The 16,699-nt window shown below is 58.2% G+C and carries 16 protein-coding genes; 8 read left to right on the top strand and 8 right to left on the bottom strand.

Translation table 11 applies throughout. The features are described 5' to 3' along the window. Positions 1-5: 5 nt before the first annotated feature. Positions 6-1,202: an enterochelin esterase gene (gene fes / locus L3068_RS05720; RefSeq protein WP_117580676.1), complete on the bottom strand. Its 1,197-nt coding sequence runs from the start codon at positions 1,200-1,202 to the stop codon at positions 6-8. Between the two features lie 145 nt (positions 1,203-1,347). On the opposite strand from fes, the gene L3068_RS05715 reads away from it, so the two are divergent. Both L3068_RS05715 and entD read left to right on the top strand, forming a co-directional pair. Continuing rightward, complete coding sequence (locus L3068_RS05715) at positions 1,348-3,588, top strand: TonB-dependent siderophore receptor (protein ID WP_023332349.1); 2,241 nt, start codon at positions 1,348-1,350, stop codon at positions 3,586-3,588. 59 nt (positions 3,589-3,647) lie between these two features. Beyond that, on the top strand, positions 3,648-4,322 hold the full coding sequence (entD, locus tag L3068_RS05710; RefSeq protein ID WP_117580678.1) for an enterobactin synthase subunit EntD: 675 nt from the start codon (positions 3,648-3,650) through the stop codon (positions 4,320-4,322). Here the strand turns inward: entD and L3068_RS05705 are convergent. The 7 genes from L3068_RS05705 to betT all read right to left on the bottom strand — a co-directional run bounded on the left by L3068_RS05705 (position 4,276) and on the right by betT (position 10,696). After that, positions 4,276-5,115, bottom strand: coding sequence for a metal ABC transporter permease (locus L3068_RS05705; protein WP_117580680.1), 840 nt, complete (start codon positions 5,113-5,115; stop codon positions 4,276-4,278). The two genes, entD and L3068_RS05705, sit on opposite strands and share 47 nt — an antisense overlap. Beyond that, positions 5,112-5,969 carry an iron/manganese ABC transporter permease subunit SitC gene (sitC, locus tag L3068_RS05700; RefSeq protein ID WP_032637232.1) on the bottom strand — a complete coding sequence of 286 codons (858 nt, stop codon included), beginning with the start codon at positions 5,967-5,969 and terminating at the stop codon, positions 5,112-5,114. Before sitC ends, L3068_RS05705 begins: the two co-directional genes overlap by 4 nt. Next, entirely contained in the window at positions 5,966-6,772 is an 807-nt protein-coding gene (gene sitB / locus L3068_RS05695) for an iron/manganese ABC transporter ATP-binding protein SitB (protein WP_048997049.1), read from the bottom strand. The genes sitC and sitB overlap by 4 nt, the downstream gene beginning before the upstream one ends. 2 nt (positions 6,773-6,774) lie before the next feature. Further along, positions 6,775-7,686 (bottom strand): metal ABC transporter substrate-binding protein, encoded by a 912-nt coding sequence (locus tag L3068_RS05690; RefSeq protein ID WP_117580682.1) that lies wholly within the window; start codon positions 7,684-7,686, stop codon positions 6,775-6,777. Positions 7,687-7,852: 166 nt separating this feature from the next. After that, positions 7,853-8,137 (bottom strand): NadS family protein, encoded by a 285-nt coding sequence (nadS, locus tag L3068_RS05685; protein WP_014882936.1) that lies wholly within the window; start codon positions 8,135-8,137, stop codon positions 7,853-7,855. After that, positions 8,134-8,526 carry a type II toxin-antitoxin system RelE/ParE family toxin gene (locus tag L3068_RS05680; RefSeq protein WP_023336881.1) on the bottom strand — a complete coding sequence of 131 codons (393 nt, stop codon included), beginning with the start codon at positions 8,524-8,526 and terminating at the stop codon, positions 8,134-8,136. Before L3068_RS05680 ends, nadS begins: the two co-directional genes overlap by 4 nt. A 136-nt stretch (positions 8,527-8,662) precedes the next feature. Then, positions 8,663-10,696 carry a choline BCCT transporter BetT gene (betT, locus tag L3068_RS05675; protein ID WP_023336880.1) on the bottom strand — a complete coding sequence of 678 codons (2,034 nt, stop codon included), beginning with the start codon at positions 10,694-10,696 and terminating at the stop codon, positions 8,663-8,665. A 128-nt stretch (positions 10,697-10,824) separates the two neighbouring features. Here betT and betI point away from each other — a divergent pair, with 128 nt between their 5' ends. The 6 genes from betI to L3068_RS05645 all read left to right on the top strand — a co-directional run bounded on the left by betI (position 10,825) and on the right by L3068_RS05645 (position 16,532). Beyond that, a complete protein-coding gene (betI, locus tag L3068_RS05670) occupies positions 10,825-11,412 on the top strand; it encodes a transcriptional regulator BetI (RefSeq protein ID WP_014882933.1) in 588 nt (195 codons plus the stop codon). Between the two features lie 13 nt (positions 11,413-11,425). Beyond that, positions 11,426-12,898 (top strand): betaine-aldehyde dehydrogenase, encoded by a 1,473-nt coding sequence (gene betB / locus L3068_RS05665; protein ID WP_047344427.1) that lies wholly within the window; start codon positions 11,426-11,428, stop codon positions 12,896-12,898. Positions 12,899-12,911: 13 nt separating this feature from the next. Then, on the top strand, positions 12,912-14,576 hold the full coding sequence (betA, locus tag L3068_RS05660; protein ID WP_117580684.1) for a choline dehydrogenase: 1,665 nt from the start codon (positions 12,912-12,914) through the stop codon (positions 14,574-14,576). A gap of 150 nt (positions 14,577-14,726) precedes the next feature. Further along, a complete protein-coding gene (locus L3068_RS05655; RefSeq protein ID WP_014882930.1) occupies positions 14,727-15,290 on the top strand; it encodes a fasciclin domain-containing protein in 564 nt (187 codons plus the stop codon). Between the two features lie 43 nt (positions 15,291-15,333). Beyond that, on the top strand, positions 15,334-15,888 hold the full coding sequence (locus L3068_RS05650) for an RNA polymerase sigma factor (protein WP_023332333.1): 555 nt from the start codon (positions 15,334-15,336) through the stop codon (positions 15,886-15,888). Beyond that, the gene (locus L3068_RS05645; protein ID WP_214602757.1) at positions 15,885-16,532 is read left to right on the top strand and encodes an anti-sigma factor; all 648 of its coding nucleotides are present in this window, start codon (positions 15,885-15,887) and stop codon (positions 16,530-16,532) included. Before L3068_RS05650 ends, L3068_RS05645 begins: the two co-directional genes overlap by 4 nt. The last annotated feature ends 167 nt before the right edge of the window (positions 16,533-16,699 follow it).

The following is a 16,699-nucleotide window of genomic DNA, read 5'->3' as shown; positions in this document are numbered from 1 at the left end:
CTCCGTTATTGAATAAGCGGCTGCCAGAGGGTCATCAGCCCCTGCGTCAGCCCACCGCGCCAGCAAAGCGCGTCGTGTCCGCCGTCAACCTGACGCCAGTAAACCTGCTGCGCGTGCAATTCGGCGTAAATCGCCTGATTCACGCGGAAGATAAGCGGTTCGTTGCGCCCGGCCTCAAGGACGATGCGCAGTCCGCGTGCGGTTTTTTCACCCGCTTTAAGCTGCCCGATGAGTAGCCCCTCCTGCTGTGCGCCGCGGTGCGGCCACCAGTAGGAACCGGACTGACTGAGCACGCAGCCAAAGCGCTGCGGCCAGTTGAGGCCCGCATAAAGGGAGGAAAGCCCGCCGAAGCTCTGACCCGCCGCCACGGTACGGTCGGCGCGGTCGCTGAAGGGGGCAATGCATTGTATGTGTGGGAGGAGTTCTTCCTGTACCGCCAGCCAGAAATCGGGGTTGCAGGGCAGCTCGCGGCTGCGGTGTGCGGTATCAATCACATCAATTAAGACATAGACCGCCGGGGGCAGTTTGCCTTCACGGGTAAGCGCGGCCAGCGCGGGCCAGACGGGCATGCTTTCGGCCCAGAACTGGCCATCAAGCAGCACCGCCAGCGGGCGCTCGGGGTTTTCCTCCCCGGTGGTAAAAATCCAGACTCGGCGGCGGTTTTTCAGGCGTGCGCTTTCCCAATCAATGCAGACCGGCGCGTGGTGGGGCGTATCAGGACGCTCCCAGCCAGGCTGAACGGGTGCGCCCGGCATTTCCAGCGCCGAAACGGCATGACCGCGACCACCGCGCCAGCTCTGCGGGTTAAGCGGGTCGGAAACCGCATGCGGCAGCAGTTTACCCCAGCCTTCGCGCAGCGCCATACGGTCCGGACTCTCGCCTTCAAACACCGCATCGGCAAAATCGTTTTCATTCACGGAAGGGATAAAACAGTAGCTCCCCCGCCACGCGGGACTGAACTCTCCCTCCCACTGCCAGACGTCGGTATCCGGGATGCGTTTGAGGGACTGCGGGCGGGCATTTTGATGGTGATCGGTCACGCCGGTGATATTGAGCCAGACGTGTTTAATCGGTGACGAAGTCTGCGTTCCGTTCGGATCGCGCCACCAGAACGTGACGCGAAATTTACCGTTTTCAGGTTTCAATTCAGGCCCGCTTTTCGACTGCCACCACGCTTCACTGCCCGTTGTTAACGCCGTCACCCTTATAACCTCATGTTTAACAGTCTTTTTTGTTTCAGGACAAATTTTATTGATAATATTATTGATAACTATTTGCATTTGCAATAGCGTAATGCCCGCGCTGTGGGAAGCGCGTTCATGAATAACCATAAAAGCGGGACGTACAATGAATAAGAAGATTCACTCTCTGGCCTTGCTGGTCAATTTAGGGATTTATGGTGTCGCGCTGCCCGCCATGGCAGACGACAACGCCGCCTCCGCGCAGCACGAAGACACGATGGTGATCACCGCCGCCGAGCAAAATTTGCAGGCGCCGGGCGTGTCGACCATCACCGCCGATGAGATCCGTAAAAACCCGCCCGCGCGCGACGTGTCGGAAATCATCCGCACCATGCCGGGCGTGAACCTCACCGGTAACTCCACCAGCGGCCAGCGCGGGAATAACCGTCAGATTGATATCCGCGGCATGGGCCCGGAAAACACCCTGATCCTGATCGACGGTAAACCGGTTACCAGCCGTAACTCCATCCGTCTGGGCTGGCGCGGCGAGCGTGATACGCGTGGCGATACCGGCTGGGTACCGCCGGAGATGATCGAGCGCATCGAAGTGATCCGTGGTCCGGCGGCCGCCCGCTACGGCAACGGTGCGGCAGGTGGCGTGGTCAACATCATCACCAAAAAATTCGACGACCAGTGGCACGGCTCCTGGAACACCTACCTGAATGCGCCGGAACATAAAGACGAAGGTTCCACTAAGCGCACCAACTTCAGCCTGAGCGGCCCGCTGGGCGGCGATTTCAGCTTCCGCATGTTCGGTAACCTGGACAAAACCCAGGCCGACGCGTGGGACATCAACCAGGGCCATCAGTCTGACCGTACTGGCGCCTACGCCAACACCCTGCCCGCAGGTCGTGAAGGTGTAGAAAACAAAGACATCAACGGCGTCGTGCGCTGGGACTTCGCGCCCATGCAGTCCCTGGAGTTTGAAGCAGGCTATAGCCGCCAGAACAACCTTTATGCGGGCGACACGCAGAACACCAATAACGACAACGCGCTGGTGAAGAAAAACTACGGCAAAGAAACCAACCGTATTTATCGCCAGAACTTCGCGGTGACCTGGAACGGCGGCTGGGATAACGGCATTACCACCAGCAACTGGGCGCAGTACGAACACACCCGCAACTCCCGTCTGGGCGAAGGACTGGCTGGTGGGACGGAAGGTCTGTTTAATAGCGATAAATTCACCGACACCGATCTGGCCGACGTGATGTTGCACAGCGAAATCAATCTGCCGATTGATTTCCTCGTTAACCAGAATCTGACCCTGGGCACCGAGTGGAACCAGCAGCGCATGAAGGATTCGACCTCCTTCACGCAAACCCAGCAGGGCGGCACCATTCCGGGCATGAGCAACGACCGTAGTCCGTACACCTCGGCGGAGATTTTCTCCCTGTTTGCGGAGAACAACATGGAGCTGACCGACAGTACCATGCTGACCCCTGCCCTGCGCTTCGATCACCACACCATCGTCGGCAATAACTGGAGCCCGTCACTTAACCTGTCGCAAGGTCTGGGGGATGACTTCACGCTGAAGATGGGTATTGCGCGGGCTTACAAAGCGCCAAGCCTGTATCAGACCAACCCGAACTATCTGCTCTACAGTAAAGGCCAGGGTTGCTACGCAAGCGGCGACGGCGTCGGCTGCTACATGATGGGCAACGACGATCTGAAAGCCGAAACCAGCATCAACAAAGAGATCGGTCTGGAGTGGAAACGCGACGGCTGGCTGGCGGGCGTGACCTGGTTCCGCAACGACTACCGCGACAAGATTGAAGCGGGCTATGCGCCAATTGGCCACACCTCTTCCGGTAAGGTGCAGACGGATATTTACCAGTGGGAAAACGTCCCGAAAGCGGTGGTTGAAGGGCTGGAAGGCTCCCTGAACGTGCCGGTCAGCGACACGATCAACTGGACTAATAACATCACTTACATGCTGCAGAGTAAGAACAAGGAGACCGGCGACCGTCTGTCGATCATTCCGGAGTACACGCTAAACTCGACCCTGAGCTGGCAGGTGCATCAGGATGTGTCGCTGCAGTCGACCTTCACCTGGTACGGCAAGCAGCAGCCGAAGAAGTACAACTACAAGGGTGAACCGGTGAGCGGGTCTGAGAAAGACGAAGTTAGCCCGTACAGCATTGTTGGCCTGAGCGCGACCTGGGACGTGACCAAAAACGTCAGCCTGACCGGCGGCGTGGATAACGTCTTCGACAAGCGCCAGTGGCGTGCGGGTAATGCCCAAACCACGGGGAATGCCACCACCGGCGCGTATATGTACGGTGCGGGAGCGTATACGTATAATGAGCCGGGTCGCACGTGGTATATGAGTGTGAATACGCATTTTTAAGGCACTGAAGTAAACCTTCCCTCTCCCCTCCGGGGAGAGGGTCAGGGTGAGGGGAAACCATGCACGCAACCCACAGCACGTTCATTCTCGCCGACCGCACCGTTCACCGCGTCACCTTCGACCCCACCACTTTTACCGACGCCGATCTCCTCTGGCTTCCCCATCACGCAGAGCTTTCAAACGCCGGACGCAAACGCAAAGCCGAGCATCTTGCCGGGCGCATCGCCGCGGCGCATGCCTTACCGGACCACACCGTACCCGGCATCGGCCCCAGCGGGGAACCGCGCTGGCCACAGGGTGTTTCCGGCAGCATCACCCACAGCGGCACGCAGGCCATGGCTGTCGTTACGCGCGACCACCCTGCGCTTATCGGCATTGATTGCGAAACGATCCTCCCCGAAAACGAAGCCCGGGAAATCAAAGACGGCATTATTGATGCGCAGGAAGAGAGCGTCCTTTCCCGCTCGGGTTACCCGTTCGCCCTCGCCCTGACGCTGGTGTTTAGCGCCAAAGAGAGCCTGTTCAAAGCCCTCTTTCCGCAGGTGCAGGCCTGGATGGGATTTGACAGCGCCCGCGTCACGCAGCTCGTCGATAAGACGCTTACGCTGGCATTGACCTGCCAGCGCGCGGGCTATCCCGAAGGCACCGCCTTTACCGTTCACTGGCAACAGCACGGCGAACAGGCGATTACCCTGCTGTCACACTCTCCTGTCGACGGGCCTTCACGCTGGTGACCACAAACGTCACGATAAACACGACCGCGAACAGCACGACGATGGTCGGGGCAGGCGCGCTGTCGAGATAAAATGACGCATAGACGCCGCTTACGGACACGAGCGCGGAAACGGCTACCGCCACCAGCAGCGCCATGTGGAAGCGCCGGGTGATCAGCACCGCCACCGCGCCGGGCGCAATGAGCAACGAAATCGACAGAATAATCCCCACCGCTTTCAGCGTCGCCACGATGGTCAGCGAAACCATGCACAGTAATCCATAGTGCAGCCAGCGAGTGCGCAACCCGCTCGCCTGCGCCTGCTGATAATCAAAGCAGAACAGCAAAAAGTCCCGCCACTTCAGGCCAATCACCAGCGCAATCAGCCCCGCCACAATCCCGCTTTGCAGAATGTCCATCCCGTTAATACCCAGCATATCGCCGAACAGAATATGGTCGAGATGCACCTCGGGTTTGACGGCGATGTAGAGGATCAACCCGGTACCGAACATGCCGGAAAAGACGATCCCCATAACAGTATCCTGCTTGATGCGGCTATTGTCTTTCAGGTATCCGGTGGCGACCGCGCAGAACAGACCGGCAACGAATGCGCCCAGCGCCAGCGGCAGCCCCATCATCCAGGCCAGTACGACGCCGGGAAACACCGCATGGCTCATGGCGTCGCCCATCAGCGCCCAGCCTTTGAGCACCAGAAAAACCGACAGCAGCGCGCAGGGCACGGCGACCAGCAGTGAAATCAACAGCGCGTTGTTCATAAACGCAAACTGGAAGGGTTCAAGGAGCAGCGCGATCATGGGTGGATCTCCTGCGCCTGACGCGCCCGGCGGCGGCTGGCGAGCAGCCCGTGCTTCGGCGCAAAGACGAACGCCAGCAGGAACAGCAGCGTCTGGGCGACCACGATAATACCGCCGGTCGCGCCGTCGAGATAATAGCTCGCCCATGCGCCAAGGAAGCTGGTAATGCTACCCATGGCGACGGCAATCATCAGCAGTCGCGGGAAGCGATCGGTCAGCAGCCACGCGGTCGCGCCGGGCGTGACCACCAGACAGATCACCAGAAATGCGCCGACGGTTTGCAGTGCAGCCACGGTGGAAACCGCCAGCAGGGTAAAGAACAGGATCTTCAGACGTTCGGGACGCAGACCGATGGCGCGGGCGTGGTTCTCATCAAAAAAGGTCACCATCAAATCTTTCCATTTGAACAGCAGAACAAGCATCGACACCACGCCGATAATCGCCAGTTGGACGATGTCTTCCGGGGCAATGGCGAGGATATTCCCGAGGACGATAGTCTGAATATTCACCGAGGTCGGGTTGAGTGAGACCATAAACAGCCCCAGACCGAAAAAGGAGGAGAAGATCAGCCCGATGATGGCGTCCTCTTTCAGGCGGCTGCGCTGGTTGAGAAACAGCATGCTGCCCGCCGCCAGCCCGCCCGACAGGAACGCCCCCAGCGAAAACGGCAGCCCGAGCATGTAGGCTCCCGCCACGCCCGGTACGATGGAGTGCGAGAGCGCATCGCCAATCAGCGACCAGCCTTTTAGCATCAGATAGCACGAGAGAAACGCGCACAGCCCGCCCACCATCGCCGAAACCCACATCGCGTTCAGCATGTACTCGTAGCCGAAGGGTTCCAGAAGTACGCTCATTTTACCTCCTGACGGTGCGTCACGAAGGGGCGTTCATCGTCGGTAATAATGCGATCTTCAGAGCCGCTGAGCACCACGTGGCGCAGCACGCCGCTGAAGGCGCGCTCCAGATTTTCGGCGGTAAAGGTGGTTTCCGTCGGGCCGCTTGCCAGCACGGTACCTTTGACCATGACCGTGTAATCGCAAAACTCGGAGACGGAGCCTAAATTGTGGGTCGATACCAGCATGGTTTTGCCCTCATCGCGCAGTTCCCGCAGCAGGCTGATAATTCTGGCTTCAGTTTTAACGTCCACGCCGGTAAACGGCTCGTCGAGCAGGATCACCTCGCCCTGCTGGGCAATCGCCCGCGCCAGAAACACGCGTTTCTTTTGCCCGCCGGAGAGCTCGCCAATCTGCCGATGGCGCAGCTCAAGCATATCCACCCGTTTCAGAGCGTCGGTGACGATCTGCCGATCCAGCGCTTTTGGCCGACGCAAAAAACCCATATGTCCGTAGCGGCCCATCATCACCACGTCTTCCACCAGCACCGGGAACGACCAGTCAACCTCTTCCGACTGCGGCACGTAGGCGACCAGGTTCTGACGGAGCGCCCGGTGAGGCGGTAATCCCAGAATAGTGATCGTGCCGCTTGCCGCCCGTACAAAGCCCATCACCGCCTTAAACAGCGTAGATTTGCCGGAACCGTTCACGCCGACCAGTGCGGCAATCGATCCGCCCGGCACGCTGAACGAGGCATCACGCAATGCGGTATGACCGTTGCGGTAGGTCACGGTCAAATCGGTTACGACAATCCCCTTCTGCATGGTTACTCCTTCATGCCGTCACGGATGCCCTGCACCAGCGTGCGGGTCGTGACGTTCAACAGATCGATATAGGTCGGCACCGGGCCGTTTTCTGCGCTCAGGGAGTCGACATACAGCACGCCGCCGTAATGGGTATCGGTTTCCCGTGCCACCTGGCGCGCGGGTTTATCGGAGACCGTACTTTCGCTGAACACCGCCGGGATGCGATGTTTTTTCACCAGATCGATAACCTTGCGCACCTGCTGAGGCGTGCCCTGCTGATCGGCGTTGATCGGCCACAGGTAAAGCTCTTTCAGGCCCAGATCCCGCGCCAGATAGGAGAACGCCCCTTCACTGGTGACCATCCAGCGTTTATCTTCCGGGATCTCCGCAACCTGCTTACGCAGCGGTTCGAGGGTGGCGGTGATCTTCTGCTTATAGGCTTCAGCGTTGCGCTGATAGGTCTGCACATTCGCCGGGTCGTACTTCACCAACGCGTCACGAATGTTATCGACGTAAATCAGGGCGTTATCCGGAGACATCCACGCGTGCGGGTTGGGTTTGCCGTTATACGGCCCTTCCCCGATCCCCATCGGCGTAATGCCTTTGGTGACAATCACTTCCGGCACGCCGTTCAGATGCTGATAAAACCGCTGGAACCACAGCTCAAGGTTCATGCCGTTGGCCAGGATCAGCTGCGCCTTCTGGGCGCGCTTGATGTCGCCGGGCGTCGGCTGGTACTCATGGATTTCAGCGCCCGGTTTGGTGATGGAAGTGACTTCTGCGGCGTCCCCCGCCACGTTTTTCGCCATATCAGCGATAACGGTAAAGGTCGTGATGACCTGGAATTTTTCAGCCGCCTGCGCACCCGCGGTGGCCGCGGTCAGTAGCAGCGAGCTGAACAACAGACGCTTCAATCCTTGCAGTAGGTGCATCGCAGAACTCTCCCGAGGTGATTAAATTCAAAGCAAAATTAGCCCGTGCTATAAGGTATAGCACAGGCTATGTTTAAATGAAAATAGTTATCATTAAAGATATGTCAACGAAGGCGGTTCGTTTTGTGGGCCGGGTAAGCGCAGCGCCACCCGGCAAGAGGGCTACCTAATGCCCGGCAAGGGCCTTATAAAATGCAGGGTTCTCCCGAATCACATTCAGTACCTTCGCCGCCAGTCCGGTTGGGTTGCGACGTTTAGACTCCCAGCTTTTTATCGTGTCAACGCTCGTGCCAAGCGCCTTCGCCATTTCGCTTTGGGTGATATTGAGCTGTTCTCTGATTGCGCGAACATCTGCAACTTCATAGCGGGTTACTCTGGAAGCAGCCTTCCTTCCGCTATGAATCTCAACGGCTTCTTCAAGCGAAGATTTTAATTCATCGAATATACTCATTGTCTGCCTCCTCCTGCCTGAATGGAGTACATAGTACACCTACCATTTATGGCATAGGAAGTAGTATTTTTCAGAACAGAAGTCAGTTTTTTAAGTTCAGCTTTCTCTGCCTCAGTCAGGCTGTCCCTGGTGCTTTTTAGGTAGGCCATGATGAAATAGATCACCTCTTCCGTTGCCAGAAAGTAAATCACTCTGGCTCCCCCTCTCTTTCCTTTTGAGCCTGCGGCCAGCCTTATTTTACGTAATCCCCCCGTATGCTGAATCAGGTCACCTTTATCAGGCCGGGCAATGAGTTCCTTTTGGAGATCCTTTAATTCATCATCCGTAGCAATGCTTTTGATCTGGCGGGTAAAAAGTGAAGTTTCGATAAATTCTATCGCGTGACTCATCCATGGTTCCTTCCCGAAAAACAACAACAGCCTGGCTCATCAGCGCAGGCTGTCGCTGCAATATTACTCTTCCATGAGTAATATTGCGTCAGTTGACTGTATTTATATACAGCATGATGAAGTTTTAAGAATCTGTTTAGACATCCGGGAACATCACGCTATTCCCCGGCGCTTCCCTGTGCAGATGGATAAAGTTCAGGTGGCGCTCGTACTGGTCCAGAATGTCCGTAATCACCTGCTCCTTGCTGTAGTCCATCAGGTCGTTCCCCTGGCTACCTTCCAGCAGGAAGGTTTCCAGCCGATAGTAGGTCGATTTCCCGCTGCGCGCCCGGTAGGTAAACCCGGGCACGGAATACTGCTGCGGCCAGATCTGGTAGACGAAGTTTTGCTCGTCGCCCATGTGCACCAGCAGATCCAGGTGCCCCAGGTTTTCGCCTTCATCCGGCGGCAGATTTTTCAGCTCCACGTAGGCACCCCGCAGGCGCAACTCCTGTGCGACTTCCTCCATCGCCGGGAAGCAGACCGTCTCCATCATCTGTTTGGTGTAGCGCGTGCCCGGGTAGTTCATCAGGCGCGACAGACGTTTCTTCCAGCTCAGCCTGTCCTGCGCGCCCATCGGACGCGGTGCGGTATCACGGCTGGCGCTGACGCGGCGGTAGTCTTCCACTTTGAGCGATTTATACAGCCCAGCCATCACGAAGAAGATGACGAAGCTAAACGGTAGCCCCATGATCACCGTCGTGTTCTGCAGCGCCGAAATACCGTTGGTCATCAGCATGCCGAGCGTCAGAAGACCGATGGCGACCGACCAAAAGATGCGCAGCCAGTTCGGCGCGTCGCTGTTGATGTCCTTCAGCTTCGAGGTGAAGTTGCCCAGCACCAGCGCGCCGGAGTCCGCTGAGGTGACGTAGAACAGCAGCCCGGTGATGGTCGCCACGGAGGCGCTAAAGGTGAACGCCGGGTACTGCGCCAGCAGGCTGTAGAAGCCGCGCTCCGGGTGCGCCATCGCTTCCTGAGCAAAACCCGCATTGCCGTGGATGATCTCGTGCAGCGCGCTGTTGCCGAAAATCGACAGCCACAGCAGGGTAAAGGTGAACGGGATAATCAGCGTGCCCATCACAAACTGGCGGATGGTGCGCCCGCGCGAAATTCGCGCCAGGAACAGGCCGACAAACGGCGACCACGCAACCCACCACGCCCAGAAGAACAGCGTCCAGTTATTCATCCACTCCACCGGACGGTCGAAGGCGAAGCTATTGAGCGTCATCCCCATAAAGCGGTTCACGTAGTCGCCCACGTTGAGCACCAGCGCGTTGAGCAGGAACGAGGTGTCGCCCATAAACAACACGAACAGGATCAGGCCCAGCGCCAGCGCGACGTTCAGCTCGGAGAGCACGCGGATGCCCTTGTCCACGCCGGAGGTCACCGAGATGGTGGCGATAATCACGGAGAGCGCAATCAGCGCCGCTTTCGCCGCCATTGAATCCGGAATATCAAACAGCACGCTTAGCCCGTAGTTGAGCTGCACCACGCCGATACCGAGCGTGGTCGCGATGCCGAAGATGGTGCCAATCACCGCTGCGATATCAACGGTGTGACCAATCGGCCCGTTAATTTTTTTGCCAAAAATCGGGTACAGCGCAGAGCGGATAGTAAGGGGCAAATTATAACGATAGCTAAAGTATCCGAGCGCCATCCCCATCAGGGCATACATCGACCAGCCTGTCAGGCCGTAGTGGAACAGCGTCCAGACCATCGCCTGGCGCGCGGCTTCCATCGTCTGCCCTGCCCCTTCCGGCGGCTGCATATACTGCGTGACCGGTTCAGCCACGGAGAAGAACATCAGGTCGATGCCGATACCCGCAGCAAACAGCATTGCGGCCCAGCTCAGCAGGCTGAACTCGGGCTTGGACTGCTCTGGCCCAAGCTTCACCGAACCGAAGCGCGAGCAGGCGATGCAAACCACGAAGACAATATAGAGCGTCGCCGCCAGAAGATAGTACCAGCCAAAGGTCTTCGACACCCAGTTCAGCGTGTGCCCAATCCACTCGGCGGAAAAATCACGAAAGAAGATTGTCGTCAGGGAAAACAACAAAATCAGCCCGGCGGAAGTATAAAAAACGACCGGGTTGATTTTGTCTTTTTCTCTGTCTTGTGAAAGGTCTGTCATCCAGTATCCCCACTGTTTTTGTAACTATTAAAATCCAAATCCGCAACAATTAAGACACATTTTATATTGAACGTCCAATCAAAAAACGCTTTAATGTATTACCAACGCTGATGAATGGAGTGGCAACAATGCCCAAAGTGGGGATGCAGCCGATCCGGCGCAGGCAGCTTATTAACGCCACGCTGGAAGCAATAAATGAAGTGGGAATGCACGACGCAACCATCGCGCAGATCGCCCGCCGGGCGGGCGTTTCCACGGGGATCATCAGTCACTATTTCAAAGACAAAAACGGTCTGCTGGAAGCGACCATGCGCGACATCACCGGGCAGTTGCGCGATGCGGTATTAAGCCGCTTGCACGCCCTGCCGGACGGCAGCGCGGAGCAGCGATTACAGGCGATTGTCGGCGGCAATTTTGATGAAACCCAGATCAGCAGCGCGGCAATGAAAGCCTGGCTGGCCTTCTGGGCGAGCAGCATGCACCAGCCGATGCTCTACCGTCTGCAGCAGGTCAGCAGCCGCCGCCTGCTGTCGAACCTGGTGTACGAGTTCCGCCGCGAACTGCCGCGCGAGCAGGCGCAGGAAGCGGGCTACGGGCTGGCGGCACTGATCGACGGGCTTTGGCTGCGTGCCGCACTGAGCGGCAAACCGCTGGATAAAACGCTGGCCCAGTCGCTCACCAGCCACTTTATCAGCCAGCATTTACCGACCGAATAACCGAGGAGAAAGTATGTCCCGAATGGCAGAACAGCAGCTTTATATCAATGGTGGTTATACACCCGCCACCAGCGGTCGCACCTTCGAGACCATCAACCCGGCCAACGGTGAAGTCCTGGCGAGCGTTCAGGCCGCCGGGCGTGAAGACGTCGACCGCGCCGTGGAAAGCGCAACACGCGGGCAAAAAATCTGGGCGGCGATGACCGCCATGGAGCGCTCACGCATCCTGCGTCGCGCCGTGGATATCCTGCGCGAGCGTAACGACGCGCTGGCGAAGCTGGAAACCCTCGATACCGGTAAAGCGTATTCCGAAACCTCGACAGTGGACATCGTCACCGGCGCGGACGTGCTGGAGTATTACGCAGGGCTGATCCCGGCGCTGGAAGGCAGCCAGATCCCGCTGCGCGACACCTCATTCGTCTACACCCGCCGCGAGCCACTGGGCGTGGTGGCGGGCATCGGCGCGTGGAACTACCCGATCCAGATCGCCCTGTGGAAATCGGCCCCGGCGCTGGCGGCGGGCAACGCGATGATCTTCAAGCCGAGCGAAGTGACGCCGCTCACCGCCCTCAAGCTTGCCGAAATCTATACCGAAGCGGGTCTGCCGGACGGCGTGTTTAATGTCCTGCCGGGCGTAGGCGCGGAGACCGGCCAGTACCTGACCGAGCATCCAGGCATCGCGAAGGTCTCCTTTACCGGCGGCGTTGCCAGCGGCAAAAAGGTGATGGCCAACTCGGCGGCCTCGTCCCTGAAAGAGGTGACGATGGAGCTGGGCGGCAAATCGCCGCTGATTGTTTTCGACGATGCGGATCTGGATCTGGCGGCAGACATCGCCATGATGGCCAACTTCTTCAGCTCCGGTCAGGTCTGCACCAACGGCACCCGCGTGTTCGTGCCCGCGAAATTTAAGGCCGCGTTTGAGCAGAAAATCGTTGAGCGCGTGGGCCGGATCCGCGCGGGCGATCTGTTCGATGTGAAAACCAACTTTGGCCCGATGGTTAGCTTCCCGCACCGCGACAGCGTGCTGCGCTACATCGCCAAAGGTAAAGAAGAAGGCGCGCGCGTGCTGTGCGGCGGCGACGTGCTGAAGGGCGAAGGGTTTGATAACGGCGCGTGGGTGGCCCCGACCGTGTTCACCGACTGCACCGACGAGATGACCATCGTGCGCGAAGAGATCTTCGGCCCGGTGATGTCCATCCTCACCTATGAAACCGATGAAGAAGCGATTCGCCGCGCCAACGATACCGACTACGGACTGGCGGCGGGTATCGTCACTGCCGATCTGAACCGCGCCCACGGCGCGATTCATCAGCTCGAAGCGGGCATCTGCTGGATCAACACCTGGGGTGAATCCGCCGCAGAGATGCCGGTGGGCGGTTACAAACACTCCGGCATTGGCCGCGAGAACGGCGTTATGACGCTGCAGAGCTACACCCAGGTGAAGTCCATCCAGGTTGAGATGGGTAAATTCCAGTCCATATTTTAACCGGGAGGTTTATTTGCAATTTGACTACATCATTATCGGCGCCGGCTCTGCCGGCAACGTACTGGCAACACGACTGACTGAAGATCCGAATACCACCGTGCTGCTGCTTGAGGCGGGCGGACCGGATTACCGCTTTGACTTCCGTACCCAGATGCCTGCCGCGCTGGCGTTCCCGCTGCAGGGCAAGCGCTACAACTGGGCGTATGAAACCGAGCCAGAGCCGTTTATGAACAACCGCCGCATGGAGTGCGGGCGCGGTAAAGGGCTGGGCGGTTCGTCGCTGATCAACGGCATGTGCTACATCCGCGGTAACGCGATGGATCTCGACCACTGGGCGAAAGAGCCGGGTCTGGAGCACTGGAGCTATCTCAACTGCCTGCCGTACTACCGCAAGGCAGAGACGCGCGACGTGGGCCCGAACGACTACCACGGCGGCGACGGTCCGGTGAGCGTTACTACCTCCAAACCGGGCGTGAACCCGCTGTTTGAGGCGATGGTGGAAGCGGGCGTGCAGGCGGGCTACCCGCGCACGGACGATCTCAACGGCTATCAGCAGGAAGGCTTCGGCCCGATGGACCGCACGGTCACGCCGAAGGGCCGACGCGCCAGCACCGCGCGCGGCTATCTGGACCAGGCAAAGCAACGCCCGAACCTGACCATCCGTACCCACGCCATGACCGACCGCATCCTCTTTGACGGCAAGCGCGCGGTGGGCGTCGAGTGGCTGGAAGGCGAAAGCACGATTCCGTCGAAAGCGACGGCGAACAAAGAGGTGCTGCTGAGCGCAGGCGCCATTGCTTCCCCGCAGATCCTCCAGCGTTCCGGCGTGGGCAGCGCGGAGCTGCTGAAGCAGTTCGATATCCCGCTGGTGCACGACCTGCCCGGCGTGGGCGAAAACCTGCAGGATCACCTGGAGATGTACCTCCAGTACGAATGCAAAGAGCCGGTCTCCCTCTACCCTGCCCTGCAGTGGTGGAACCAGCCGAAGATTGGCGCGGAGTGGCTGTTTGGCGGCACCGGCGTGGGGGCGAGCAACCACTTCGAAGCGGGCGGGTTTATCCGCAGCCGCGAGGAGTTCGCGTGGCCGAACATTCAGTACCACTTCCTGCCGGTGGCGATTAACTACAACGGTTCGAATGCGGTAAAAGAGCACGGCTTTCAGTGCCACGTCGGCTCCATGCGCTCGCCGAGCCGCGGCCACGTGCGCATCAAGTCGCGCGATCCGCATCAGCATCCGGCGATCCTGTTCAATTATATGTCCCACGAGCAGGACTGGCAGGAGTTCCGCGACGCGATCCGTATCACCCGTGAGATCATGCACCAGCCTGCGCTGGACAAGTACCGCGGTCGCGAGATCAGCCCGGGCGTCGAGTGCCAGACCGACGAACAGCTGGACGAGTTCGTGCGCAACCACGCCGAAACCGCCTTCCACCCGTGCGGTACCTGTAAGATGGGCTATGACGAGATGGCGGTTGTCGACGGCGAAGGCCGCGTTCACGGGCTGGAAGGGCTGCGCGTGGTGGATGCGTCGATCATGCCGCAGATCATCACTGGTAACCTGAACGCCACCACCATCATGATTGGCGAGAAGATTGCAGACGCCATTCGCGGGCGCGAACCGCTGGCGAAGAGCACGGCCGCGTATTATGTCGCGAACGGGGCGCCGGTTCGCCGCTGAGGGTGCCCCCTCACCCTTACCCTCTCCCCACAGGGGAGAGGGAATAAACGTCTGCTAAATTTATTTTCATTTCCCTGCATCCAGTTTCCACCCTGCCTTCGTATATGGGTATGTGAGCAACCCCTTTGCTCCCCAATCCGAGGAATGATGATGAAAAAGCTAACCCGTGTTGCATTCGTAACCAGCGCTTTACTCTTCTGTGCAGGCGCATCAGCAGCCATGACGTCTGACACCGTGATGGTGGGCGGAGCGGCAATGTTCCCGAGCAAAAATATTGTTGAAAACGCCGTGAACTCGAAAGATCACACGACTCTGGTGGCCGCTGTCAAAGCTGCCGGACTGGTGGATACGCTACAGAGCAAAGGACCGTTCACCGTATTTGCGCCGACCAATGCGGCGTTTGCGAAATTACCCGCCGGTACGGTCGATAACCTGGTCAAACCCGAAAACAAAGCACTGCTAACCAGCATCCTGACCTATCACGTTGTTGCCGGTAATTACGATATGAAAGCGCTGGAACAGAAAATTAAACAGGGTGGTGGTCGCGCGGAGCTGAAGACCGTTAACGGTCAGCCGCTGTGGATCATGAGCAACGGCCTGCACAATATTCAGCTTAAGGATGGTCAGGGCAATGTGGCAAACATCAGCACCTACGACGTTCATCAAAAAAATGGCGTTATCGATGTCATTGATACCGTTCTGATGCCTAAGTAGTTGTCTATACTTCGGAAGTGTGCCGTTGCCTTTCGGGAAAAACATGGATAACGCGCTGGCTGAACAGCAGCAGAAATTAATGCAGGCGGTCGCGAAAGGCGATCGCCGTGCATTTGAACAACTCTACCGACTCACCTCGCCGCATCTGTTTGCCGTCGCGCTGCGTATGTTGCGTGACCGGGCATGGGCAGAAGAGATCCTTCACGACTGTTTTCTCACGGTCTGGAGTAAAGCCGAAACCTATAACGCCGCCCTCAGTTCCCCGATGACCTGGCTTACGCATATTGTTCGCAACCGCTGTATTGACTGGCTGCGTTGCGGGCAAACCCGGGCAGCCGACCGCGAGACGCCGTATACCGACGCGCTTCTGCCGAGCGAGAATGACGAGCAGAACAACTGGCACGACGATGTGCAGGCAGAACGGCTCAGGCATTGTCTCGAGCATTTGAGTAGCGAGCAGCGCCAGAGCATTACGCTCGCCTACTATCAGGGGATGTCTCACAGCGATATTGCCGACTGGCTCCAGCAGCCTGTAGGCTCAGTGAAAAGCTGGATACGTCGCGCAATGGATCATCTCCGGGAGTGTGTGGGGCTATGAATAACGCAGAAAAACGCGACGACATGCTGGCAGCAGAATATGCCCTCGGCACCCTGCGGGGAGGCGCGCGGCTTCAGTTCCAGAAAAGGCTTGCCAATGAGCCCGCTCTGGCCGCCCGCGTAGCGTACTGGCAGGAAATGCTCAGCACGCTCGATAGCCATCTTGTCCCCATTCCTCCCCCTGAGTCGGTGTGGAAAAAAATTGCCCTCGAACTGCCGTCTAAACAGCCGTTGCGCAACCATCGACCTTACCTCGGCTGGATGGTGGCAGCCGGTCTTGCCGCCTTTAGCGTCGTGACGTGGTATTCCACCCGCGCGCCGACGCTCGCACCGCTGATGGTGCTCAACGATGCCCAACAGCGCGGGCAGTGGGTCGTGAGTGCGGACAGCCGCCGTCAGCAGCTGAGTATTGCTCCTCTCGGACCTGCCGCCGTCCCGGCGCAGCACAGCCTGCAGTTGTGGCTGATCCCGACCGGACAGAACCCTGTCTCGCTGGGATTGCTGCATAGCAACATACCGACGAAGATGACCCTCAGGAACATAACGCTTCCTCCTGGCGCCACGATAGCGATAAGCCTTGAACCAGAAGGCGGCTCACCCACTGGCCTGCCGACAGGCCCGGTGCTTTATAGTGGCAAAATCTAATCCTTAGGCCTTGTTCGCAGGGCCTCCAGCGTCACCCCATCTCTTTCAATACTATTCTCGATTACATATAAGAAATAAATATTACGCATGCAATCCATTTAAGTATTAAAAAACGATATTGACAGACTCTTCCACACTCCATTAAGTTTTAAAAAGCTATCATTTTA

Origin of the sequence: Enterobacter cloacae complex sp. ECL414 (assembly GCF_021869685.1) — a bacterium.
Lineage (GTDB): Bacteria > Pseudomonadota > Gammaproteobacteria > Enterobacterales > Enterobacteriaceae > Enterobacter > Enterobacter kobei.
Note: the sequence above shows the minus strand (reverse complement) of the source record. Positions and strands in the feature narration are given on the sequence as shown.